At 44.1% G+C, this 23,443-nt stretch carries 23 protein-coding genes; 17 read left to right on the forward strand and 6 right to left on the reverse strand.

Translation table 11 applies throughout. The features are described 5' to 3' along the window. Nucleotides 1–228: 228 nt before the first annotated feature. The 7 genes from HDC92_RS05640 to HDC92_RS05670 all read left to right on the forward strand — a co-directional run bounded on the left by HDC92_RS05640 (nucleotide 229) and on the right by HDC92_RS05670 (nucleotide 6,461). Nucleotides 229–663: a DUF6266 family protein gene (locus HDC92_RS05640; protein ID WP_183872917.1), complete on the forward strand. Its 435-nt coding sequence runs from the start codon at nucleotides 229–231 to the stop codon at nucleotides 661–663. Next, nucleotides 635–859: a DUF6266 family protein gene (locus HDC92_RS05645; protein ID WP_183872919.1), complete on the forward strand. Its 225-nt coding sequence runs from the start codon at nucleotides 635–637 to the stop codon at nucleotides 857–859. Before HDC92_RS05640 ends, HDC92_RS05645 begins: the two co-directional genes overlap by 29 nt. 102 nt (nucleotides 860–961) lie before the next feature. Beyond that, nucleotides 962–2,122: an MFS transporter gene (locus HDC92_RS05650; RefSeq protein ID WP_183872921.1), complete on the forward strand. Its 1,161-nt coding sequence runs from the start codon at nucleotides 962–964 to the stop codon at nucleotides 2,120–2,122. Nucleotides 2,123–2,207: 85 nt separating this feature from the next. Then, nucleotides 2,208–2,984, forward strand: a complete 777-nt coding sequence (locus tag HDC92_RS05655; RefSeq protein WP_183872923.1) for a DUF3050 domain-containing protein — start codon at nucleotides 2,208–2,210, stop codon at nucleotides 2,982–2,984. Between the two features lie 26 nt (nucleotides 2,985–3,010). Further along, nucleotides 3,011–3,829 carry a universal stress protein gene (locus HDC92_RS05660; RefSeq protein ID WP_183872925.1) on the forward strand — a complete coding sequence of 273 codons (819 nt, stop codon included), beginning with the start codon at nucleotides 3,011–3,013 and terminating at the stop codon, nucleotides 3,827–3,829. Nucleotides 3,830–3,846: 17 nt separating this feature from the next. Beyond that, nucleotides 3,847–5,988 carry a prolyl oligopeptidase family serine peptidase gene (locus tag HDC92_RS05665; protein WP_183872927.1) on the forward strand — a complete coding sequence of 714 codons (2,142 nt, stop codon included), beginning with the start codon at nucleotides 3,847–3,849 and terminating at the stop codon, nucleotides 5,986–5,988. A gap of 41 nt (nucleotides 5,989–6,029) precedes the next feature. Beyond that, nucleotides 6,030–6,461, forward strand: a complete 432-nt coding sequence (locus tag HDC92_RS05670; protein ID WP_015808273.1) for a nuclear transport factor 2 family protein — start codon at nucleotides 6,030–6,032, stop codon at nucleotides 6,459–6,461. A gap of 3 nt (nucleotides 6,462–6,464) precedes the next feature. On the opposite strand, the gene HDC92_RS05675 is transcribed toward HDC92_RS05670, so the two are convergent. The 4 genes from HDC92_RS05675 to HDC92_RS05690 all read right to left on the reverse strand — a co-directional run bounded on the left by HDC92_RS05675 (nucleotide 6,465) and on the right by HDC92_RS05690 (nucleotide 9,282). After that, nucleotides 6,465–6,947, reverse strand: coding sequence for a peroxiredoxin family protein (locus HDC92_RS05675; protein ID WP_015808272.1), 483 nt, complete (start codon nucleotides 6,945–6,947; stop codon nucleotides 6,465–6,467). Nucleotides 6,948–7,020: 73 nt separating this feature from the next. Continuing rightward, on the reverse strand, nucleotides 7,021–8,337 hold the full coding sequence (locus HDC92_RS05680; RefSeq protein WP_183872929.1) for a sensor histidine kinase: 1,317 nt from the start codon (nucleotides 8,335–8,337) through the stop codon (nucleotides 7,021–7,023). Continuing rightward, the gene (locus HDC92_RS05685; protein ID WP_015808270.1) at nucleotides 8,338–9,012 is read right to left on the reverse strand and encodes a response regulator transcription factor; all 675 of its coding nucleotides are present in this window, start codon (nucleotides 9,010–9,012) and stop codon (nucleotides 8,338–8,340) included. It abuts the gene before it with no gap. Between the two features lie 9 nt (nucleotides 9,013–9,021). After that, nucleotides 9,022–9,282: a hypothetical protein gene (locus tag HDC92_RS05690; protein WP_036674051.1), complete on the reverse strand. Its 261-nt coding sequence runs from the start codon at nucleotides 9,280–9,282 to the stop codon at nucleotides 9,022–9,024. Between the two features lie 239 nt (nucleotides 9,283–9,521). On the opposite strand from HDC92_RS05690, the gene HDC92_RS05695 reads away from it, so the two are divergent. Then, nucleotides 9,522–10,109 (forward strand): hypothetical protein, encoded by a 588-nt coding sequence (locus HDC92_RS05695; protein WP_221270924.1) that lies wholly within the window; start codon nucleotides 9,522–9,524, stop codon nucleotides 10,107–10,109. Between the two features lie 83 nt (nucleotides 10,110–10,192). On the opposite strand, the gene HDC92_RS05700 is transcribed toward HDC92_RS05695, so the two are convergent. Next, on the reverse strand, nucleotides 10,193–10,909 hold the full coding sequence (locus HDC92_RS05700) for a DUF4397 domain-containing protein (RefSeq protein ID WP_015808267.1): 717 nt from the start codon (nucleotides 10,907–10,909) through the stop codon (nucleotides 10,193–10,195). Nucleotides 10,910–11,024: 115 nt separating this feature from the next. On the opposite strand from HDC92_RS05700, the gene rpiB reads away from it, so the two are divergent. From rpiB to HDC92_RS05720, 4 genes are all read left to right on the forward strand, one after another. After that, complete coding sequence (gene rpiB, locus HDC92_RS05705) at nucleotides 11,025–11,474, forward strand: ribose 5-phosphate isomerase B (RefSeq protein ID WP_221270925.1); 450 nt, start codon at nucleotides 11,025–11,027, stop codon at nucleotides 11,472–11,474. Between the two features lie 6 nt (nucleotides 11,475–11,480). Beyond that, complete coding sequence (locus HDC92_RS05710) at nucleotides 11,481–13,769, forward strand: c-type cytochrome (protein ID WP_183872931.1); 2,289 nt, start codon at nucleotides 11,481–11,483, stop codon at nucleotides 13,767–13,769. Between the two features lie 719 nt (nucleotides 13,770–14,488). Next, nucleotides 14,489–15,817 carry a PhoH family protein gene (locus HDC92_RS05715; protein ID WP_183872933.1) on the forward strand — a complete coding sequence of 443 codons (1,329 nt, stop codon included), beginning with the start codon at nucleotides 14,489–14,491 and terminating at the stop codon, nucleotides 15,815–15,817. A 227-nt stretch (nucleotides 15,818–16,044) separates the two neighbouring features. Further along, nucleotides 16,045–17,898, forward strand: a complete 1,854-nt coding sequence (locus HDC92_RS05720) for a M1 family metallopeptidase (RefSeq protein ID WP_183872935.1) — start codon at nucleotides 16,045–16,047, stop codon at nucleotides 17,896–17,898. A gap of 38 nt (nucleotides 17,899–17,936) precedes the next feature. Here HDC92_RS05720 and HDC92_RS05725 read toward each other — a convergent pair whose 3' ends face one another. Then, nucleotides 17,937–18,785 (reverse strand): EamA family transporter, encoded by an 849-nt coding sequence (locus tag HDC92_RS05725; RefSeq protein WP_183872936.1) that lies wholly within the window; start codon nucleotides 18,783–18,785, stop codon nucleotides 17,937–17,939. Nucleotides 18,786–19,137: 352 nt separating this feature from the next. On the opposite strand from HDC92_RS05725, the gene HDC92_RS05730 reads away from it, so the two are divergent. The 5 genes from HDC92_RS05730 to HDC92_RS05750 are packed head-to-tail and all read left to right on the forward strand — an operon-like array spanning nucleotide 19,138 to nucleotide 23,376. Continuing rightward, on the forward strand, nucleotides 19,138–19,707 hold the full coding sequence (locus tag HDC92_RS05730) for a DUF6904 family protein (RefSeq protein ID WP_183872938.1): 570 nt from the start codon (nucleotides 19,138–19,140) through the stop codon (nucleotides 19,705–19,707). Further along, nucleotides 19,704–20,492 (forward strand): SDR family NAD(P)-dependent oxidoreductase, encoded by a 789-nt coding sequence (locus tag HDC92_RS05735; RefSeq protein ID WP_183872940.1) that lies wholly within the window; start codon nucleotides 19,704–19,706, stop codon nucleotides 20,490–20,492. Before HDC92_RS05730 ends, HDC92_RS05735 begins: the two co-directional genes overlap by 4 nt. After that, nucleotides 20,489–21,490 carry an NAD-dependent epimerase/dehydratase family protein gene (locus HDC92_RS05740; protein ID WP_183872942.1) on the forward strand — a complete coding sequence of 334 codons (1,002 nt, stop codon included), beginning with the start codon at nucleotides 20,489–20,491 and terminating at the stop codon, nucleotides 21,488–21,490. Before HDC92_RS05735 ends, HDC92_RS05740 begins: the two co-directional genes overlap by 4 nt. 46 nt (nucleotides 21,491–21,536) lie before the next feature. Continuing rightward, nucleotides 21,537–22,628 carry a sensor histidine kinase gene (locus HDC92_RS05745; RefSeq protein ID WP_255484458.1) on the forward strand — a complete coding sequence of 364 codons (1,092 nt, stop codon included), beginning with the start codon at nucleotides 21,537–21,539 and terminating at the stop codon, nucleotides 22,626–22,628. Next, a complete protein-coding gene (locus tag HDC92_RS05750; protein WP_015808255.1) occupies nucleotides 22,609–23,376 on the forward strand; it encodes a LytR/AlgR family response regulator transcription factor in 768 nt (255 codons plus the stop codon). Before HDC92_RS05745 ends, HDC92_RS05750 begins: the two co-directional genes overlap by 20 nt. Nucleotides 23,377–23,443: the final 67 nt, after the last annotated feature.

Consider the following 23,443-nt stretch of genomic DNA (forward strand, 5'->3'; position numbering starts at 1 on the left):
TTAAAAGGAGAAGAAAGTGTTTTTCCTGCTCTATATATTTTTAGAACATTATTAGGACCTTAATAGGACGTTACTAGGTCCTTGCTAGGTCGATTTGACCTAACTAAGATTTAAAAATGATCTAAAAATGTTTAAAAAATGTTTTAAAATAATGATCTGCAGATAGTAATGATGTGTAAAGCATTGATTATCTTTACTTAACTAACAAAAATTGCTAAAAAACTGATTATGGGTAAATTATTAAATGGCCTTTACGGGCAGCTAACCGGTACTACCGGCAATATCACCAGTTATGTGCTGAACGGACAGAACGTGACCAGGATGGTGAGACATAAAAGAACACGTTCCAGTGAAAAACAACTCGATAATGAGTTGCGTATGAAAGTACTCAACAATTTTTTTCATACGATGAAAGGCTATTTAAAAGCTGGGTTTAGTTCAGCGGCAAAGGACAGCACTAAAAATTATTACAACCTGGCCATTGCTTATAATAAAAAAGATGCACTTAAAGGTTATTATCCGGACATAGAGATCGATTGTCCAAATGTAATACTGAGTGAAGGAGAACTATTGCCTGCAGAAAATCCGGAGGCCAGCAGGATAGCTGCCGGAATAGCGTTTACCTGGGATACGGATGGATTTTCCTGGGGGGAACGGATCTGATCAGGCCCTGCTGATGGCTTATTTTCCGGAGTCAAAAGCGGCGATCAGCATGTTATATGTGGCGAAGCGAATGGAGGGAAAAGAACTGATGTTACTGCCTGAAAATTTAATAGAAGAACCAGCAGAGGTTTACATTTCATTTGTGTCTCCCGACCGCTCGGAAACTTCCAAAAGCACTTATATAGGACAGGTATAAAATAAATATCAGCGGATAAAAATTACCTTTTAAAGACGAAAAGGGCCGGCTTTATTGGTTACTTTTGTATCGTGTATTTTTTACACTAACTACGATACAGAAATGAAGAAAAGCTTACTCACTTTAACCCTTGGCGGACTGGGGATTGGCATCACAGAGTTTGTGATGATGGGCCTGTTGCCCGATATTGCAAAAGACCTCTCCATTACCATCCCTCAGGCGGGGCACCTCATTTCTGCTTATGCCTTGGGTGTGGTTATCGGTGCACCTTTACTGGTGGCCATTGCAGGAAGCTATCCCCCAAAAAAGATATTGATGGCCCTGATGATGATGTTTGTGGCCTTTAACGCTTTGTCGGCTTTTTCTCCTGATTATACCACCATGTTTATTGCCCGCTTACTTGCGGGTTTGCCGCATGGTGCCTTTTTTGGAGTAGGGTCGGTAGTGGCCAGCCGCATTGCAGATAAAGGAAAAGAAGCTTCGGCCGTATCGCTGATGTTTGCGGGTTTAACCATTGCCAATGTGATCGGTGTGCCGCTGGGTACTTTTATTGGTCACAATTATTCCTGGCGCTATACTTTCGTGATCATTGTTGTTGTAGGCTTAATTACCCTTTTGAGTCTGAAATTATGGATGCCGGCCCTGCCTGCTACCAAGGACAGGGATCTGAAAAAAGAACTGGGTTTCTTTAAGCTGCCCGAAGCATGGCTCATTATCCTGATGATTGCCATAGGTACAGGAGGACTGTTTTCCTGGTACAGCTATATTGCCCCGCTTTTAACCGATGTTTCGGGTTTTTCTGCCGATTCGATTACTTACATCCTGGTACTGGCCGGCCTGGGTATGCTGGTTGGTAACTTTATAGGGGGCAAGCTGGCCGACATGTTTTCGCCGGCAAAAGCTTCTGTTTCTTTGCTGATTGCCATGGCGGTTACCTTATTTATTGTACATTATATTTCTACCAATCAGGTACTTTCGCTGGTCATGACCTTCATTACCGGTGCGGTGGCTTTTGCCCTGGCGGCACCGATCCAGATGCTGATGATCAAAACGGCCAAAGGCTCGGAGATGCTTGCTGCATCTGTTAGCCAGGCCAGTTTTAATATAGGCAACGCTTTGGGTGCCTTTTTAGGTGGTTTGCCCCTGGCAGCTGGCTACGATTATACTTCTCCGGTATGGGTGGGTACCTTAATGGCCTTAACCGGGGCTGTATTTGCCTGGATGCTGATTGCCCGAAATAAAAGAATGGCTTTGGCCGTTTAAACCGGCTGGTTTCAGATGTGACAAAAATCTTAAACTATTATAATGCTGTATGGTTACATTTGTGCCAAATTAATACGACAGCAAGATGAGTGCAGCATTAAAAAGCATACAGGAGCGCATCGAACCCCTTAGACAGCAGATTATAAACCATAAGGTTTACAGTGTGATCAACAGCCTGGAAGACCTGAGGATCTTTATGGAATATCACGTATACGCGGTATGGGACTTTATGTCGCTTTTAAAAGCTTTGCAGATTAACCTGACCTGTACCAGTGTGCCCTGGTTTCCGGTAGGTTCGGCAAATACCCGCTACCTGATCAACGAGATTGTGGCGGGGGAAGAATCGGATGTGGACAGTACAGGCCAGCGCAAAAGTCATTTTGAAATGTACCTGGATGCCATGGCACAATGCGGTGCAGATACCAGCGGCATTGACACATTTATCCATGCACTTCAAAAAACAGGAGACCTGCCCAATGCTTATCAGGCTGCCGGAACACCGGAACCTGCGCGTGGGTTTGTTGATTTTACTTTTAAGATCATCCACAGCAATGCGGCCCATTTACAGACCAGTACCTTTACTTTTGGAAGGGAAGACCTGATCCCGAATATGTTCCTGACCATGGTAAACGACCTGAATAAAAAATTTCCTGAACAACTGTCTTTATTTAAATATTACCTGGACAGGCATATAGAAGTGGATGGCGACCACCACAGTTACCTGGCCCTGGCCATGACTGCCGAGCTTTGTGCTGATGATGTGGCCCTTTGGCAGGATGCGGAACAGGCCAGTATAGCGGCACTTGAAAAAGGCATAGCACTTTGGGATGGTGCCTACAAGGCCATTCTGGCCCAGATATAGCTTTACAAGCATAAAATTTTGTACGAATGACCATAATTGTAGCGACAGATTTCTCGGAAGTGGCAGAAAATGCTGTAGAATATGCAGCGGCGGTAACCAGACACAGCAATGCAAGACTGATCCTTTTTAATTCTTTCGTGATCCCGATACATGCGGCAAATACCCTTTTACCGGCTTCCAGTATCCAGAGATTGCTGATAGATAACGAGATCAGACTGATAGAACGCGCCCTAACACTTTCATTGGATTATGACATAGAAGTAGGGCATGAAACTGCATTTTCTTTTGTAGAAGATGAACTGAAGCAGCTGCTGGTTAAATACGAGGCCAGCCTGGTGGTGCTGGGCATGACGGCCAAGACCCTTGAACAGGACCTTTGGGGAAATACCACTACTTCGGCAATCAAGAAATTAAAGTTTCCGGTACTGGCTGTGCCCCTTGGTGCTAAATTTGAAGGGACAAAAAAAGTGCTTTTTGCCTGCGATGTACTGAGTGGGGTGTCTGAAAGGGTATTGGGACATGTCAAAGAACTGGCTTTGAGCTTAGCTGCTGAAGTAGAGGTTTTTAATGTAGATAAAACCCTGGAAGAACTGCGGAATGAAGGCCCCGCTTTACTGGCCACCAATGCCATAGATGACGGGCTGGAAGGGATTGCCTATTACTATAAAAATGTGAAATCGAATGCGGTAATAGAAGAAATTGAAAAAGAAATAGAGATATTTGGTGCCGATATGCTGATTATGGTACCTAAAAAATATGGTTTCTGGGCTTCTATGGTACACAAAAGCAAAACAAGGGTGATGGCATCCGGGCTGCATATCCCGCTGCTTTCGATTCCTATCTAATGATTTAATGCGACACCATGAAAAAAATCATAAAAAACAGCCTGCTTATGCTAGCCCTTTTACCGCCATTGGTTACGCAAGCTCAATTTAACAAGACTACACAAAAAACCAGAATGACTTATCCTGAGACAAAAGAAACAACTATAAAAGACAATTATTTTGGTACTGAAGTAGCCGATCCTTACAGGTGGCTGGAAGATGACCGCTCGGCAGAGACCAAACAATGGGTAGATGCCCAGAATGCAGTTACCCGTAAATTTATTGACCAGATTTCTTACCGCAACCAGATCAAAACCCGTTTAACCAAACTGATGAACTATGAAAAGTATTCGCAGCCTTTTAAAGAAGGGGCCTATACTTATTTTTATAAAAATACAGGCCTGCAGAACCAAAGTGTACTGTACAGGCAGAAAGGGGATGGGGAGCCAGAGGTTTTTCTGGACCCGAACACTTTTTCTAAAGATGCAACGACTTCAATGGCGGATATTAATTTTTCCAAAGATGGCAGTATGCTGGCCTACCAGCTGTCGGAAGGCGGATCTGACTGGCGTAAGGTGGTGGTGTTGAAGGCGGCCGATAAAACGGTTGTAGGGGATACTTTGATTGACGTCAAGTTTTCCGAAATAGCCTGGAAAGGGAATGAAGGCTTTTATTACAGCAGTTATGATAAACCAAAGGATGGCAGTCAGCTTTCGGGGATGACCGACCAGCATAAACTGTATTACCATCAGCTGGGCACGCCCCAAACGGCAGATAAGCTGATCTTTGGTGGCAGCAAAACACCAAGGCGGTATGTTGGTGCCAGTTTAACAGAGGATGAACGGTACCTGGTGATCTCGGCCGCCAACTCTACTTCGGGCAATGAACTGTACATTCAGGACCTAAGCATTCCTGATGCGCCTATTGTAAACGTGGTGGATAATTTTGACAAAGACCACAACATCATCGATAATATAGGCAGTAAACTGTATATTTTTACCAAATTAAATGCAGCCAATGGCCGCATTGTTACTGTAGACGCGGCCAACCCAAAGCCAGAGAACTGGAAGGAACTGATTAAGGAGACCGAAAACGTATTGCGGCCATCTGCCGGTGGCGGCAAGCTCTTTGCCAATTACATCAAAGACGCTGTATCACTGGTTTTGCAGTACAATATGGACGGGAAGCTGGAGCACCGGATTGAGTTGCCGGGTATTGGTTCTGCCAGTGGTTTTTCTGGTAAAAAAGAAGAACCGGCACTTTATTATACCTTTACCTCTTATGTATATCCGGCTACGATCTTTAAATATACGGTGTCGACCGGCAAGTCGGAACTTTATAAAAAATCAGGTGTGGATTTTAATCCTGAAAACTACGAATCCAGACAGGTATTCTATACTTCAAAAGACGGCACTAAGGTGCCGATGATCATTACCTATAAAAAAGGGCTGGTTTTGAATGGTAAAAACCCTACGGTATTGTATGGCTACGGAGGGTTTAACATCAGTTTAACCCCATCTTTCAGTACCTCGAACATCATTTTACTGGACCAGGGCGGGATATATGCCGTAGCCAATTTAAGGGGCGGTGGCGAATATGGCGAAAAATGGCACCTGGCTGGTACCAAATTGCAGAAACAAAATGTATTTGATGATTTTATTGCGGCTGCCGAATACCTGATTGGGCATAAATATACTTCAGCAGCTTATCTGGCCAGCATGGGCGGGTCTAACGGCGGACTGCTGGTGGGTGCTACTATGGCACAGCGCCCGGACCTTTTTAAAGTGGCTTTTCCGGCAGTGGGGGTAATGGATATGCTGCGCTACCATAAGTTTACGGCGGGTGCCGGCTGGAGCTTTGATTACGGAACTTCGGCAGATTCTAAAGAAATGTTCAGCTATTTACATCATTATTCGCCTGTACATGCGTTAAAACCTGGTGTAAGATATCCGGCTACGCTGGTTACTACGGCAGACCATGACGACAGGGTAGTACCGGCGCATTCCTTTAAGTTTGCGGCCACCCTGCAAAAAGACCAGGGTGGTGATGCCCCGGTGCTGATCAGCATACAGACCAATGCCGGACATGGCGCGGGAAAGCCTACCGACAAGGCGATTGAGGAAATGGCCGACAGGTGGGCATTTATGTTTTATAACATGGGCCTGGTTTATAAACCTTAATTATCCATATATTTATCTGTTGAACATAGCTATTATGATATATGAAACAGACCATCATTTTAATCACATTTACCATTATGAGTTTACTTGCTTCGGCACAATCAAAGGACGAAACTAAAATTGCAGAATTAACTGAAAAACTACGCGTAGCGATGATCAGCGGAAATAAGGCCGATCTGGAAAGTCTGGTTACCGATAACCTGACCTATGGACATTCTAACGGGCATATTGAGGATAAAGCTGCTTTTGTAACTGCGCTTTCGACCAAAAAATCTGATTTTAAGACCATAGAGCTGTCGGAACAATCCATTACCGTTGCCGGAAATACAGCTATCGTACGCCACCTGCTGAGGGGCAATACCAACGATGGCGGTATTCCTGCAAAGGTTAACCTTGGCGTGGTACTGGTTTGGGAAAAACAAGGGGAAGCCTGGAAGCTGCTGGCCAGACGTTCCTTTAAGATCAGCTATTGATTTTTATTTGATCCGGCTGAAGAACCTGGGTACATCCCTTTCATCACTTGAATAAAATTCCAGCTTTTTATCTTTTCCATAAAGGTAAAGGGCTGGGTACTGTTTGGGGTGGAACAGTGGGATGAAAACGTGGTCTTTATCCTGCAATACACTTACATTTTTCATTGTTTTTAAAGGTTTGCCAAAATTGTCCATGAAATAATTGATGGAGCGGTATTCATCCTGCGAAATGAGGTAGAGGTTAACATTTTTAAGTTCTGTGCTTCTTTTTGAAATGTTGGATACTACTTTCTGGCAATGTTCGCAGGTGGCATCGAACAGCATCAGCAGGGATTTGCTGCCTTTTGTAATCTGGTCTGTATTGAATGTTTTGCCATCCGCTTTGTAAAAAACTGCTTTGGGCATATCGGTACCCACAATAGGGTTTTGCGCAAAAGTAATTGTGGAAAGTACGCTTAACAATAAGGCAAGAAATAGTTTTTTCATAGCTAAGTTTAAATGTGAAAGCTAATATCTGATTCTATTTGAAAATTATGGTCATTTAAATTCAAAAATCTGGTTATTTTAATTTGAAGTACAGCTTAAACGTGCTGCCCTTTTGCAAGGTTGAACTTACTTTGATAGTTACGTTGTGATAAGCAGCGATGCTTTTTACGATGGAAAGTCCGAGGCCATAACCTACGTTTTCTTTCAGGTTTGCTTTTCGGAAACGGTCGAAAATAAAGGGCAGTTCTTCGGCGGCAATACCAATTCCGGTATCCTGTATGGTAATTAAATAGCTGTTCTGGCTGATTTCCTGGTCTGTGATGGTGATGTTGCCGGCAGGTACGTTGTACTTGATGGCATTGTTGATGAGGTTATAGAACAACTGGAAGAGAAGATCGTGGTTGACACCCTTTAACAGGACCTGGTCGTTAAGCTGAACAGAAATATCCAGGTTTTTCTCTTCCAGACGGTGGCTGATCTCATCGAGTACTTCTCTGATCAGTGCTGCAGGCTTTAGGCTATCGGATTTGGCGAACTGTTCGTTTTCGATCCTGGAGATGAGGAGGAGCGACCTGGAGATCTTTTTTAACCGGTCGAGCGTTTTCATCATATCGGCAATTTTTACGACTGCTTCCTCGTTCAGCTGTTCATCACCAATCAGGTTTTCCATTTTATTTTGCAGGATGCTGATGGGGGTCATGAGCTCATGGGAGGCATTGGCGGTAAATTCCCGTTCTTTCTCGAAAGCTTCATTGATCTGTTCCATGAGCAGGATCAGGGATTCATCGAGGTATTTAAAATCGTACGTAGAGGTGCGTATGGGTGCAGGATGGTTTTTGAAAGGAAATTTCCTGTCGATGAGCTTTGATTTGATAATTTTTCCGAGTGGCCTGATGAGTGCACGAGTAAAAAGCAGGTCGAACAGCAGGCTCAGGGCGATGAGGCCCATGAGTACATACAGGGCCAGTCTTTGCAGGGGCTTGTTGTACTGGTTAATGCTGGAAGTCGTTTTTCCGATTTCGAGCAGGTAATTTTTTCCTTCATAATTAAAGGTATGCATCAGGATCCTGTAATTGAGCGTATCCCTTTCTACCAGACGTTTGGCTGTTTTTATGGTATCGATACGGGTATTTGCTGTTGAAGGCTCGAGGGCGATGTATTCTTCTTTGAGCATGGTATAGCTGCCATAGTTATTGTCGCCCTGCAGGTAATAGTTGATGCCGTTTTTATGGATGATGCGGATGACTTTATCCTGCTGCAGGCGCAAAGAATAACTGATGTATTCGGATACGATGCCGTTAACGAGGAAAGGGAGGGAAATGACAAACAGCAGCACTACAGCTAGCTTTGAGCTGGTAATGAACAGGATTAATTTGGCAGATAGTTTCAATTATTTCTTTATTCTGTAACCTACACCACGTACTGTTTCCAGGAAATTTGTAGCTGCCCAGGCATTCAGCTTTTTTCTGATGTTCTTGATGTGCGCATCTATATAATTGGAATCGTAATCGTCATCAGCAAAGGTACCCCAGATGTGTTCACTCAGCTGCATGCGGGTAAGCACGCGGTTGCTGTGCAGGAAAAGGTAGCTGAGGATATCGAATTCCTTTCTGGAAAGCTCGATTTGCTGTCCGTTAAAAAAGATGAGCCTTTTTTGCAGGTCGAGCTTAAAATCGCCCAGGGGCAATAACTCTTCTTTAAGATTGAATTTACGGCGGGCAATGGCCTGCATCCTGGATTGCAGTTCGAGCAGGGAGAAAGGTTTGGGCAGGTAATCGTCGGCCCCCAGATCGAGCCCTGCGATCCTGTCTTCCAAGTTTCCCCGGGCCGTTAAAATGATATAAGCTGCATCAGGATTGTGTTTTTTTGCTTTTGGGAGCAGGGTTAGCCCATCCCCATCTGGCAGTCCGAGGTCGAGTAAAATAAAGTCGTAGCTGTTGGCACTGATTTTTTCGAGCCCATCGCTGATGTTATGTGCGAGATCGCAGATATAAAAGGCCTTTTTCAAAAAGTCTTCCATTTCATAAGCCAGTGTTTTTTCATCTTCTACAATCAGGACCTTCATAATATGGGCTTAGTTATTTCCTCTTTTATCTTTCGGCTTTTCTTTTTTATCTGGTTTTACTTCTTCCGGCTTTTCCTGTTTCCTGGATTGCGGAACTTCTTTCACCTCTGGTTTCTTATTTTCTTTACCGCGTTCCTGCCTTTTATCTTTTTTGTCCTGCCAGCTTGTTTTATAAGACGTATGGCGCGTATTGCTGGCTGAAGAGGCGAGGGGAAGCCAGGAGATGACCATGGCTGTAAGGCATATACGGAAGAAAATAGCTGTACTCATCCTGTAAATATATAGAAAGTTTGCCTCTCTGCAGAGGCAAACTAACATTTCTCAACTTAAACATTGTGTGTGTCATAATTATCCGCGCCCAGATAATTAATGGTACGAAGATGCAGACCGAACATGAAATTAAGATGAAAAATAAAAAAAATAATAATTCTGAAATTTCATGTTGATTTCATGTTCAGTATAGAGATTTGATTCAACAACACACAAATGGAACTTTAAATATTTGGTTTATGAAAAGGTTAGTATTATTGGGAATGTTTGGAATAATGGGATGGATGCCCTACCAGGCAAAGGCACAGTTAAGTATCAATGTAAATATTGGCTCACAACCTTTATGGGGACCAGTAGGCTATGATTATGTGGATTATTATTACCTGCCGGATGTAGAGTGTTATTATCATGTACCAAAACGCCAGTTCATTTATATGGAGGGCAACAGGTGGAGGTTTTCGGCTTCATTGCCTTCGAGGTACAGGAGTTACGACCTTTATAACGGTTATAAGGTAGTGGTAAATTCTTACCGGAACTTTGACCATGACAGGGTATATTATTCGAGATACAGGAATGTAAGGAGCCAGCCGGTCATCAGGTACAGCAACGATTCAAGATATTATGTCGTAAAAGGCCATCCGCATGGTATGCCTCCGGGACAGGCAAAGAAATACTACTCCAGAGAGCGTGACAGAGGTTATGATAGAGATAGAGGTTATGACAGGGACCGTGGGCATGGCAACTGGGGCGGCCGGGACAATGACAGAGGAAATGACCGGGGGCATGATCGTGGAAATGACAAAGGGCATGGCAGGGGAAGACACTAACCACCACACACACACACAATTTAAACCGAAAGGGCGCTATACATGATGTATATGCGCCCTTTTTTATAGTGGGGATCTTATGATTACTGATTGGTGATGATCTGTGTGGTAAAGGCCTGTTCCGTATTGGCAGGGGCAACTAAACCAGCAGCAATAATGGTATAAGACCTGCCGGCCTTAAATTCGGTACTGGCCAGTTCGCGCTTTAGTGTTGTTCCTGTTGCTTTATCCTTAACCACTAAAACGTAAGTTTTTGCTTCGAACTCTGTAAAGCTGCTGCTGGCTTTATATGCTTTATCGGCAATAAGCGTATTGCCATCTTTAACAGCCAGGTCCAATGCCGGGGCATCGGGCGAAAGGTTGATGAAGCGGATAAAGGTTTTGTCGGAGCTGACACTGCCCAGCTGGTCTTTGAGCACCAGGTAGTCCAGCTGACCGGCTTTACCGATCAGGAAAAGGGAGTTTGCCGTATTTGCTTCTACATTTACAGCTTTGGTGATGACACTTTCCGTATTGCTGGTAGTGGTAAACTTAACGCTGTTGCTGCCAACAGCGCACTGCGCATAGGCAACATTGCTGCCAAAGCCGAGAGCCCCACTCCGGTTGGCCTGGTTAGCGCCAATATATACATTATAAGAGGCCAGGGTAGGCGAGGCATTGGTAATGGCTAAAAACGAAACGTCCTGTACCGGGTCAGGATCTTTTGAGCAGGAATTTAACAATAGGGTGCTGGCGGCTGCAATTGAAAATGCAGTAAGTTTTGCAAATTTTAAGGAAAGCGGTTTAGTAAAAAGGTTCATTATCATATTTTAAGATTTGTGAAATATTGTTGTTAAAACGCAGAGTGTCATACAAACGCTACAGTAAAAATAGATAAAATTGGCTAAATTGGCACTTTAATAAACATAAATCATCATGAAGATAATAATAGGTTCAGATCATGCAGGTTTTACCTATAAAAATATACTGCTGACTACTTTAACAGCCGCAGGGTATGAGGTGCTGGATCTGGGGACATATACATCGGCTGCTACGGATTATCCGGACCATGCGGCAGCTGTAGCCAGGGCCATTCTTGAAAAAAAAGGGGAAAGGGGCATCCTGGTTTGCGGAAGTGCGGTAGGGGTTAGTATTGCAGCCAATAAGTTTAAAGGGATAAGGGCCGGTGTATGCCATGATACGTATTCTGCCCACCAGTCGGTAGAACACGATGATGTCAATATCCTGTGTATGGGTGAACGGGTGATCGGGATAGAGCTGGCAAAGGACATCAGCTTTGCTTTTTTAAGAGCAAGCTTTACCCATGAGGAGCGCCATGTAAAAAGACTGGCCAAAATAACTGCAATTGAGAACGAGGAATTGTAAACCTTTATGAAATTATATATTTATACCCTTTTAGCACTCTTTGTTTTTACGTTGTACCAATGCCAGAGTTATAAAAAAACGACTGGAGCAGCCAGACCCGGCCTGATGCCCGATACCACCGGATCGCCGGTGATACCGGCCGATGCGGCCATTAAGCTGATGAAGCTGGAAAATGGTTTTGAAGTGAAACTGGTGGCTGCCGAGCCGCTGGTTACTGCACCTGTGGCCCTTAGCTTTGATGCCAGGGGCCGGATCTGGGTAGTAGAAATGGTAGGCTATATGCCAGATGTATATGGCAAAGGGGAGGACAGGCCAAATGGTAAGATCGTGATCCTTGAGGACAAGAATGGCGATGGTGTGGCAGATGAGCGGAAGGTTTTTTTAGATTCGCTGGTATTGCCAAGGGCCATCTGTTTGATTGACGGGGGCATACTGGTGGCAGAATCGCCGAACCTCTGGTACTATGAAATTAAAAATGATCAACCCGGAAAGCGGATACTGGTTGATGATAAATATGCAGTGGAGGGGAACGTAGAACACCAGCCCAATGGCTTGCTGAGGGCGATGGACAACTGGATCTATAATGCCAAGTCGACCAAACGCTACCGCAAATATGGAGATCGCTGGGTGACAGAAGAAACCCATTTCAGGGGACAATGGGGGATCAGTCAGGATAACTATGGCCGGCTCTATTACAACGACAATTCTACCAACCTGATGAGTGATTATTTTAGCCCGGGTTATGGTGCCGGGAACCCCGACCAGCATGGTGTGGAGGGCTATTCGGAAAGAACGGTACGGGACAACCGGGTTTATCCGGCAAGGCCTACGCCAGGTGTAAACAGGGGATATATGCCCGGAACGCTCGATGACAGTCTGCGTTTAAGGAATTTTACGGCGGCCTGCGGACCGCTTATTTACCGTGGGCACCTGTTTGGTGATGCCTACGATTTTAATGCCTTTGTGGCAGAACCATCGGCCAATTTAATTAAGCGGAACGTGCTGACTGAGAAGGGTTTTGTGGTGAGCGGAACACAGGCCTATCAGGGCAAAGAATTTCTGGCGAGTATAGACGAACGTTTCAGACCTGTAAGTTTATACAACGGACTGGATGGGGCCTTATATGTGGTTGACATGTACAGGGGGATTATACAGCATAAAACCTATGTAACACCTTATTTAAGAAACATTATAGAAGAAAGGAAGCTGGCGCAACCCCTTGGATGTGGCAGGATCTATAAAATAGTTCCTAAAAACAGTAAAACAGCTGCTGTAAAGTTTACTGAGGAGCCCGGGGCACTGGTTGCGATGCTGGGGCATCAAAACGGACTGGTGCGGGACATGGCGCAGCAGATCCTGATTGACGGCAGATACAGATCGGCTATTCCTTATTTAAGAGCTGCGCTTGGTCATAAGGATCGGCCCTTGCAGCTCATCCATGCGATGTGGGTACTGGAAGGTTTGTCGGCCTTGCAGACGAATGAAGTGCTGGAGTTATTGAGGTCGCCGCAATGGCCGGTAAAAATGCAGGCTTTAAGCGTTCTGCCTGCTGTAATCAATGGCAGTTCCTACCGCTATTTCAGAGATGAACTGCTGAAGATGGTTGCTGCTGATGATCAGATGGCCGCACCTTACCTGGGTTTTGCAGCCAGTTACATCCGGCCTTATGATGCCCCTGCAGCAGATGCACTGTTGCTGGCGCTGGTGAAGAAATATCCCGATAACCCTTACGTTTCTGCTGCGGTGATCAGTAACCTGAGCTATAGAGAGGAGCAGTTTGCCGGAGAGATTGCAGGGCTGGTACCCGATGCCAACCTGGCCATTAACAAGCAGTTGAAAAAAGTGATTACGGGTGTCAACAATTCGCAGAAGAACAGGGACCCTTCTTTATTGATCAGGGATTTCCCTAAAGGGGCAGCTTTGTTTGCTTCCAGCTGTCAGACCTGTCATGCACCGGACGGCAATGGGATCAAGTCGCTGGCCCCTCCGTTAAATAAGTCGGAATGGGTTACCGGAAACAAAGAGAAACTCATTTCTATTGTTTTATATGGTTTAACCGGACCGGTTAAGATCAACGGCTATGTATATGAAGCGCCCGAGATTTCGGCCGATATGCCAGGGATTGCACATAGCGATGAAATATCTGACAACGATGTGGCGCAGGTATTGAGTTTTATCCGTGGTTCATGGGAAAATAATGCAGGAAAGGTATCCATTGATGAAGTAGCCAAAGTAAGAAAACAGTATAAGGATAGGGAAAAAGCTTTTACCATAGCCGAGCTTGAAGGTAAATAGCCTGATTGTGAATAACCTGTTGAAAAGCTGTTAAAAACTTGTTAATAAATATACTTAAATATATTTGCTTAAAGTAATTATTCGCCGTACATTAGATGTATCAATAACGGAGTACTTTGACAGTCTGAGAAACATTCCAAAAAGAATCAGGAGCCTCCGGGCAAAAGTTTCTGGGATTTTCGAAGGATCAGTAAGGATCGAATTCAAAGGAGACAGCGAAGCAGACCTACACATCAGGAACCGAGAGGCGAATGAATAGCACTGACACCAGGACAGACACTACACCACTGCGCATTTCTAAGGGAATGACAGACCGGAGTAAGGATAACGGATTTCAAAGTTCGCATGGACTGAAGAACATTACGTATTGTTAAGTAAAAGACGAATTGATGCTTTTTTTGTGGCCACGGCCATAGGAAAGGTGAAAACGGAGAACCAGAATCGAAAGAAGAAGGGCTCCGTTTTCTTTTTTATGCGTTTTTCTGTTCCCATTACTGTTATTTTCATTTCCCGATATTGGAAACCTTTCTGAGGGTTAAATTAATGTAGTGTTTTAATTATGTTACAGATAATGATAAAAAATTATTTCATTATGATAATGTATGTGTTTACATTAGCGTTAATTCCCCCCAATTAATAACAATGTTAAGGCACCTGTAGGGGTGCTTTAATTGTTTTTAGCCCCCGGGATACAAATCTTTTCTTTATTTTTATACATCATGAGTACAGAAAAAAAGATCTTCGTTTTAGATACCTCGGTGATCCTCTACGATCACAATGCTTTTAACAATTTCAAGGAGCATGATGTGGCCATTCCGATACAGGTACTGGAAGAACTGGACAACATGAAAAACGGCAATGAAACCCGCAACGCGGAAGCCAGGAGTTTCATCAGGCTGATGGACCATGCTTCGGGCGAGCGGATCATGAACCAGTGGATCCCTTTAAATGGAAGTAAACATGGCCGGTTTAAAGTGGTAATGGATAATGTACCCGGGCAAATTGATGCAGAAGCTGTTTTTGGGAAGGGAAAATTTGACCACCGGATACTGAATGCGGCATTGGGACTGAAGCAGGAATTTCCTGAAAAGAAGGTGGTACTGGTGTCTAAAGACATATGCCTGCGTTTAAAGGCTAAATCCCTGGAACTCTACGCGGAGGATTACGAAACCGGTAAAATTAAAAATGTAGATGAACTGTACACCGGAAAAGCAGTGCTGACGAATGTTCCGGATGAATTGTTTAAGCTGCTGAAAGCCGGAGAAAGTGTGGATGCAGGGGGGCTGGACATGCAGGACAGGGAAGCCAATCATTTCTGTATTTTAAAAGGGAAGCGAAAAACAACAACCAGCTGGTACAATGCGGCTCTGGGACGTCTTTTCCCTGTCGCCCCGCGTACTATATTTAACATTTCCCCACGCAACGATGAGCAGTCCTTTGCCATAAATGCATTGCTAAACCCGGATATTAAACTGGTTACCATACAGGGAAAGGCGGGCACGGGAAAAACCCTGCTGGCCATTGCAGGCGCACTGGAGCAACGTAAAGACTACCGGCAGATCTATGTAACCCGACCTATTGTTGCCCTGAGCAATAAAGATATCGGTTTTTTACCCGGTGATGTAAAATCAAAAATTGACCCTTATATGGCCCCGATATGGGACAACCTGAGGTTCATAAAAGAGCAGTTTAACGATGATCCTAAAATGCAGGCCAGGATTGATGAATTTGTGAGTACCGAAAAGATTGTGATCACCCCGCTGGCCTATATCAGGGGAAGGACCCTGAGCAAGATCTTTTTTATAGTGGATGAAGCGCAGAACTTAACGCCCCACGAGATTAAGACCATCATATCCAGGGCAGGAGAGGATACAAAGATCATTTTTACCGGAGACATTTACCAGATAGATACCCCTTACCTGGATGCGGAGAGCAATGGTTTGTCTTACCTGATTGAACATGCAAAAGACCATCCTTTGTATGCCCACATTACGCTGGACAAAGGGGAGCGGAGTGAGCTGGCCAATCTGGCCAACGACCTTTTATAATGCTGTGCAATTAAAAAAGAAATTGTTACTTTCGATATCAAATAAAATATAAATCTATGCTTAGAAAAACACTGATAGCAGGTATGGCATTTTTTATGGTGTCCAAGACCAAAGATGTAAAGGGGACCCGTTCGGTGACAGAGGACACAAAGACAGATCAACCGTTACGATCACCAATTAAATACCTGTATAAATACAAGTATTCTATCAGTGCTTTAAAATAAAATATGAAGTGGTTTATTTTAGCTATCCCTGTTCTGATGATACTTGCCTGTCAGCCTGAAAACCATAAAACAGCTTTATCAGAAGGGGGGGCTGACCCGCATTCTTATGCCAATGCCGCGGCTGCTTTTGTGAAGCACCTTGACCTGGATATAGCGGTTGATTTTGAGCAGCAGCAAATTAAAGGAAAGGCCAGCTGGACAATTGATAACAGTGCGGGGGCGACTGAGCTTGTTTTTGACGACAGTAAGCTCAATATTGAAAAGGTTAGCCTGGGTGCTGATGAAAGCAGCACTACTTTTAGTTTCGGACAAGAGAAGGAGTTTATAGGCAAGGCACTGAAAGTGGCCATTTCAGCTGATACCAGGCAAGTGAATATTTACTATACTACGGATAAGCAGGCAAGTGCCCTGCAATGGTTAACACCCCGGCAAACTGCAGGTAAAAAGCATCCCTATTTATTTACCCAGTCGGAAAGCATTGCTGCACGCAGCTGGATTCCTTGTCAGGACAGTCCCGGCATCCGTTTTACCTATAATGCAAGGGTTAGGGTGCCAAAAGAACTTTTGGCATTGATGAGTGCTGAAAACCCTACCGTAAAAAACGACAGTGGTGTGTACCATTTTAAACAGGTGCATGCTATTCCATCTTATTTGCTGGCATTGGCGGTGGGTGACATTGCTTTTAAAGCTGTAGATTCCCGTACGGGTGTGTATGCTGAGCCTTCAGTTTTACAGAAAGCCGTTTGGGAATTTGCCGATATGGGTAAAATGGTTACGGCTGCAGAAAAATTATACGGTCCGTACCGATGGGGAAGATATGATTTGCTGGTGCTGCCACCCAGTTTTCCTTTTGGGGGAATGGAGAATCCGAACCTGACTTTTATTACACCAACTATTATTGCCGGCGACCGCTCACTGGTGAGTATCATCTGTCATGAGCTTGCACATAGCTGGAGTGGAAACCTGGTTACCAATGCAACCTGGAATGATTTCTGGTTAAATGAAGGCTTTACCAATTATTTTGAGCGCAGGATTGATGAGGAACTGTATGGTAAGCATGAAGCGGACATGCAGGCCGTTTTTGCCAGACATGCTTTAGATGATGCGATTTCGGATATGGGTGCAGGCAGTAAGGACACCCATTTAAAAACAGATTATAGCGGCCGGAACCCGGATGAGGGCACTAATGACATTGCTTATGAAAAAGGGTATTTCTTTTTACGGGGCATTGAGGCCGCTGTGGGCCGGGAAAAATTTGATGCTTTTTTAAGGAGTTATTTTGATGCCCATGCCTTTCAATCGCTGACTACCGAGCAGTTTTTAGACTATTTGAATAAGAACTTGATTAAGGGCGACGGGGAATTGGAGCAGAAGATCAATGTTAAAGCCTGGGTGTATGGTCCTGGAATTCCTGCTAATATTGTTGCGGTTGGCTCAGAAAGATTTAAGATAATTGATGGTTTACTGGGCAGATGGCGAAAAACCGGACAGCTGACCGGTTTGCGTAAGGAAATTATGTCGAGCAATGAGAAACGTTATTTTATCAGTCAGCTTCCAGCAGATTTGACCGCTAAGGAAATGTCGGAACTGGATAAAGAGTTTCATTTTACGGCTTCCAACAATACGGATGTACAACTGGGCTGGTATACTTTGGCCATTCGCCACCATTATACTGCAGCCGATCAGCGGATCAGGTCGTACTTAATAGAAAATGGGCGGATGTGGCACATCATTCCACTTTATAAAGCGTTGCTGAAAACTCCTGAGGGCACAAAAACTGCTAAAGAGATTTATAAAATTGCCAGAGGAAATTATCATCCTATGACTTATCAGGCTATTGACAAGCTGCTGAAATAAAATAGATCAGCACACATGGAAAGCGGGGCCTTTATGATTTAAAGGTTCCGCTTTCCTTTTGTAAGGGTAGCCCCGGCGCTGGCGATGATCACCAGGGCCACGGCCAGCCATTCATAAAAAGAAAGTATTTCATTCAGGAAGAGGAGTCCGCATATTGCTGCTACAGCAGGTTCCAGGCTCATTAAAATACTGAAAGTACGGGCAGGTATTTTTCGGAGGGCGTTGATCTCTAAGGTAAAAGGGATGGCGCTGGAGAGCAGTGCAAGCGCAATGCCCGAGAACAGCATAGTTGGACTAAAGTGGTTTAATATACCACCGGCAATACCAAAAGGCAATACAACAATTGAGGCGAAGACCATCCCAATGGCTACAGCCTGGCCGCCGTCCATCAGTTTGGAGATGCGGCCGCCCAGTACAATATAGCCTGCCCAGAACGCACCGGCCAGCAGGGCCAGGAACATGCCCAGCAGGTCGGCACCTTTTTCGTTCCATGGTGCAATACAGGCAATACCGATGGCTGCAAGGAGCACCCATAGAAAATCAATTGCCCGCTTGGAGCCCAGTACAGCCAGGAGCAAAGGTCCGATAAATTCGAGCGTTACACCCAGACCCAGCGGGATCCTTTTTATGGCGAGGTAAAAAATAAGGTTCATAGCACCCAGTGAAAGGCCATAAGCGCTTACTGTTTTCCATTGTTGCAGGCTAAGCTGTTTTAAATTTGGCCGGTAGACTGTAAGCAGGATGATGGCCGAGAACCCTATCCTTACAGAAGCAGTGCCCGCAGCGCCAAGCAGTGGGAATAAGCCTTTGGCGATTGCCGCACCACCCTGTACACTGATGATGGCCAGGAGTACAGCGGGCAATGGAGGAATTTTTATTGTTTTCATAGGAGAATTGTAGCAGCGTTAACTATTGTAGACAAAATTATGGTTTTATGATCAGTTATCTGACATCTGTATGTCAGGCTGAAGATGAAAACAGGGGAATTTTGGGGTTTTGTTTTTTTGGCATGTTATTTGTTCTTATCGTATCGGTTTAGTTTGGTTTAGGTTGATCTGTGGTGGATCGACCTTATAAACGGGAATAGTCTCTCCGACTTTATTCCCGTTTCTCTTTTAAGGCCAATTTCTTTTGAGTACTCTTTTCTTACAACTCAGGCTGAAATATTGACGGCTCGTCTTTTATTTATTTTTCCCGGTAAATATATGTACAGTTTTGCAGGGTACAAATAAGCACATTATGTTAAAGAGTTGTCTTTTTGAAAACGGATCAGGGATCAGGCTCTCTGGTGAGCTGTCTGATCTTATCGCATTGCATGGCACAGTGAGAAAAATTATCAGTGTGGTAGTTGATTATGAGCTGCAAGCTACAGATGCTTCAAACCTGCTGGTTGATTTTCTGGAAAAAATAGAACAGGCCTATCTGGGTGAGGAACTGGTAGAGCAGTATGTGGTACAGCGTAAACCCTGTACACATTACGGTTTTGGCTGCAGCTGGATGGAAATGCTGATGATCAACAGCCTGATGAGGTCGCTTGCCGAGTATGCGGTACTGGATGAGCTGGACGATATCAATATACAATTGCTGGAATACCTGTGCAGAAAAACCCTTTCCGGAATAGATAAGGCGGATGTAACAGGCATCCATCATTATATAGGAAAACGATTTGTATGTTTGAACATCAGGCATTTTATAGCAAATTTTAGCTATAAGGATTCAGATTTTAAGGTGGGTGCTGACCGCGATTCCTTAAAGAAGGTACAACAATATCTGAGTGTTTATTTTGAAGAAAGCAGACCACTGAGATGAGCAGGTATACATTGATTACAGGCGCGAGTGCCGGGCTGGGCAGGGAATTCTCTATACAGTGCGCCGGGCTGGGCATGAACATCATTATGATTGCGCTTCCGGCCAGCAATACAGTATCACTGGCCGAAAACCTGATGCTGGAGTTTGGGATTAAGATCGAAGTATTTGAGTTTGACATGACCGACAGCATTTTGCTGGTTGATAAGCTGAATTATATTGCTGAAAACTTTAAGATCAATTTTCTGATCAACAATGCGGGGATTGGTGGAACCGTTGCCATTACTGAAAGCCCGCTTACAGCCATTGACAGGATTTTACAGGTCAACATCAGGAGTATGGTGCTGATTACGCAAATCCTTTTGCCCGGCTTGCTGAAACAGGACAGGGGCTATATCATGAACATTTCGAGCATGGCTGCATTTACCCCGATAGCTTATAAAACGGTATATCCGGCATCGAAGGCTTTTATCTCATCTTTTGCGCTGGGCTTAAGGGAGGAGTTGAGTGATACCTGTGTATCTGTAAGTGTGGTTTATCCTGGACCCATCATGACCAATTCGGGCGTATCAGCGAGGATCATGGAACAGGGAATAAAAGGCCGGATGGGCCTGCTCAGCACCTCAGCGATTGCGGAAATAGCACTGAAGAAAACCCTGGCGGGCAAGGCCCTTATTATCCCTGGTTTCTGGAACAGGATCAACCACCGCATTATGGGTTTGCTACCCGTAGAGACCAAGCTGAAAATTGTATCTAAAGCAGTTAAAAAGGAGATGGCCATTAAATGAGTTTACAAAGGACAAATAAGGTACTTATTACCGGGGGGAATGGTTTTTTGGGTTCTAATGCGGCAAGGGAGCTGTTCCGGCAGGGCTACGAAGTGAAACTGATGATGCGGCCCTCGGCCGATATGGCCATTGTGGCAGATATTCCCTGTGAGGTATATTACGGAGATATCAGTAATGAAGATGAGGTTTTTCATGCAGTTAAGGGATGCGACTATGTGGTCCATACCGCGTCGGTAACCGCGCAATGGGGGGTAAATTTTAAAACTTATGAACAGGTGAATGTAAAGGGGACTGTTCATGTGGTAAATGCCTGTTTAGAGTACAGGGTCAAAAAGCTGATCTACATCAGCACAGCCAATACCATTGGCCATGGCGATAAAGACAGGCCTGCAAATGAGCTGAGTTCTTTCCGGCTCTCGCATTTGAGCTCGGGTTATATCAGCAGCAAATACATTGCGCAGCAGTATGTTCTGGAACAGGTAGCGGGCAAAGCTTTGCCAGCTGTAATTCTGAATCCCACCTTTATGATCGGACAATGCGATGCAAAACCAAGTTCGGGACAACTCATCCTGCACGGTATGAACAAGCGTTTTGTTTTTTATCCGCCGGGCGGAAAGAATTTTGTGCACATCAATGACGTTTGCACGGGTATTGTAAATGCGCTTAAGCTGGGGAAAAATGGCGATTGTTATTTGCTGGCAGGCGAAAATTTAAGCTACAGGACATTTTTTAAATTGCTGAACAAAGTTTCCGGTCAGCAGTCCACCTTAATCTGCATTCCCGGCTTTGTTTTAAAAATGACGGGAATAATGGGTACATTGCTTGGTGTATTGAGCAAGACATCAGTTAAACTGAATTATTCATCGGCCTATATGCTTTGCCTGTACAATTACTATTCCGGCAAAAAGTCTGAACGGGAATTGGGACTGCGCTATACACCTATAGAAAAGGCGATAGGCAATGCGCTGAACTGGTTCAGGGATAATAATTATTGTTAGATTTTGTGGGATGCTGATTGGTTCGCTTATCATAATGTTATTAAAAATGAATGCAACGCAAGTGGAAGCGGTTTTTCAAAGTAAAATATTTAAATATGGGATCAGGGCGGTTGTCCTGTTTATATTCAGTATCATCTTTAAATCTTTTGACCTTACGTTTCCTAAAAATTTTAACCCATTTCTTTTCAGGGCACAGGCTTTCAGTTTAATGTTTGTGCTGGTGGGCCTGGTGGCATGGGAAGGGGCAGTGAGGGTCTCTAAGTATGTGGAACAACATGTTTTTAACCATAACCTTTCCTATAAGCTGCTGTTTTTGTGTTTTAGCCTTATCGTTTATGGTTTGTTATCCAGCTTTTTGTTTGGCTTTTGTTATTCGGTATTTGATATTTTTCTTTACCATAAATACGAGGCCTGGAATAGTTTTTCGAGTTTGAGCTATGACCTTTATTTTGGTTCATTTATGTTTTACCTGCTGATCCTGGCTTATAGCGGCATCGTTTTCTATTACAAAAACTGGAAAGAAAGCCAGCTGAATGCGGAGCGGCTGATGCGGGAGAACATACAGGCGAAGTATGATGTGCTGAAGAGCCAGATTGATCCACATTTCTTTTTTAATTCCTTAAGTGTACTGACTAACCTGGTGTATAAGAGTGCCGACCTGTCGGCCGAATACATTACACAACTGGCGAAGAGCTACAGGTACATTCTGGACAAAAAATTTGAGAACCTGGTATCTATCCGTACGGAGCTTGAGTTTTTAGCATCCTATTCCTTTCTGATCAGGATAAGGCACCAGAGCAGCATTGTTTTTAATATTGACATAGACGAGGAGGTGAGGAACAGGGGCATGGTGCCACCGGCTACGCTGCAGATGCTGGTGGAGAATGCGGTAAAGCATAACCGTTTTTCGGCAAATGACCCCTTGCATATCAATATAAAAGATGTCGGAGATTCATTAATTGTTTCGAACGACCTGAGAAAGCGCACAGGGCTTCAGCATTCGATAGGTGTTGGGCTGGACAACATCAGCAAAAGGTATGAACTGACGAGTGATAAAAGGATAGAAATTACCGAAACCGAATATGAATTTATTGTAAAAGTCCCTATAATTAATAATTATGAAGATCATCATATTTGAGGATGAAAAACACAATGCAGAAAGGCTGATCCAGCTGCTGCAAAAATGCCTTGAAACTGTTGAAGTGCTGGCGGTTATTGAGTCGGTAGAAGAAGGATTAAAATGGCTTAATGTGCATGAAGACCTTGCTGAACTGATTTTTATGGATATCCAGCTTTCAGACGGAAACTGTTTTGAACTGTTTAAGCAAAAGGAGATCCATACCCCGATTATTTTTACCACTGCTTATGATAGTTTTGCCCTGCAGGCTTTTAAAGTTTACAGCGTAGATTATTTAATGAAGCCGATTGATGTAAAGGATTTACAGCGGGCCATTGAAAAATATGAGTATTTTAAGGTGCCGGCGAATCCGGCCCTGAACATTTCACAGATTGCCGAGGAGTTCTTTAAAAGAGAACACACCCGGTTTATTGGCAAGATAAACAACCAGCTGGTATATGTGAAAGCAAGGGATATTGCCTATATATATTTTTTGGATGGCCTTACCCGGGCAATAAACATGACTGGGCAGGAGATACCTTTGGATTATTCGCTGGAACAGATGGAGAAGCTGCTGGACCAGCGGTTGTTTTTCAGGATTAACCGAAAGCTTATTGTTCATATAGATGCCATAAGAAAGATCACCACTTATTACAACAGCAGGTTTGTGATACAGTTGTTTCCGGCCACCGATATGGAAGCGATCATCAGCAGGGAAAGGGTAAGTAGTTTTAAGGCCTGGCTGGAGGGCCGGGCTGTGGTTAATTAAAACTATTTTGGCTTTTAACCGTTTTAGTATTGAAGCTTTAAAGCAGGCAAAATAAAAAGCTAAAAAA

This window comes from Pedobacter sp. AK017 (assembly GCF_014200825.1).
Lineage (GTDB): Bacteria > Bacteroidota > Bacteroidia > Sphingobacteriales > Sphingobacteriaceae > Pedobacter > Pedobacter heparinus.